The sequence below is a fragment of the Porphyromonas uenonis 60-3 genome, assembly GCF_000174775.1.
Lineage (GTDB): Bacteria > Bacteroidota > Bacteroidia > Bacteroidales > Porphyromonadaceae > Porphyromonas > Porphyromonas uenonis_A.
In genome coordinates this window covers 1-965 of sequence record NZ_ACLR01000218.1, presented here as the reverse complement: position 1 = coordinate 965, position 965 = coordinate 1, and the positions used below count along the sequence as shown (strand labels likewise).

Sequence of the window (965 nt, the reverse complement as noted above, 5' to 3'; positions counted from 1 at the left end):
AAGTTGTCTCGCCTTGAGGCGATCCTCCAGCAGCCAGCCCGAGGCACCGTCCTCTTCGTAGGCGACGGTATCAACGATGCGCCAGTCCTAGCGCGTGCCGATGTGGGTATCGCCATGGGCGGACTCGGCTCTGACGCTGCCATAGAGGCGGCCGACGTGGTCATTATGGATGACAACCCGCTCAAGATAGCAACCGCCATACGCATCGCACGCCACACCGTCGGCATCGCACTGCAGAACGCATGGTTTGCCATCGGTATCAAGGTGCTGGTACTCCTCCTAGCCTTGCTCGGTGTAGCCTCCATGTGGATGGCCGTCTTCGCTGACGTAGGCGTCACAGTCCTCGCCGTGCTCAATGCGATGCGCGCCCTGCGCCCTGTCAAAGTTAGCAGATCAAGCAACTAAAGCCGACACACGATCCCTATAAAACCCAATATCCACGGAGATATGCGCCATATCTTCGTGGATATTTTTTTGATGCTTAGGAAGAGCTTTAACTTTGCAGAGTGAAAAGAAATCGACCCGAGATTAGGTCAGTTGAACGGGTTGTTCTTACCTTTGTTGTAGTGAGGTAAGGACAGCAACCAGAGGGTAATCTATCGTCCCTACGAGGCTTCGAGCCTAAGGTCTGTTAGAGACCCTCTGGAGTTCAGCTACTTGAGACTTATTAGAAAGTGAGGCTCAGAGCCTAATTAAAGTAATAGCCTAATGTAGCCTAGCTGGCCCTTATCAATAATCAGATACAAAGTTATGAAATATCACTTTATCGGCATCGACGTTTCCAAAGAAAAACTGGATGCCACCCTGATTCGCTACGAATCAGAATCAGACAGCGAGCAGCAGCTCGCCTACACCACTGTAGAAAACAACCCTAAGGGGTTCCGGAGCCTTGTCTCTTGGAGCAAGAAGAACGCTGGTCGAGGAGTCAAGACCGACACCATGCTCTTCTGCTGTGAGACTACAGG

The 965-nt window shown here is 51.9% G+C and carries 1 protein-coding gene and 1 pseudogene; both read left to right on the top strand.

What is annotated here, in order from left to right:
* Positions 1-405 (top strand): HAD hydrolase family protein (locus PORUE0001_RS08630; RefSeq protein ID WP_007366066.1); only part of this gene is annotated, 405 nt, incomplete at its 5' end.
* Positions 406-750: 345 nt separating this feature from the next.
* A pseudogene (locus PORUE0001_RS08625) lies at positions 751-965 on the top strand (IS110 family transposase); the annotation flags it as partial.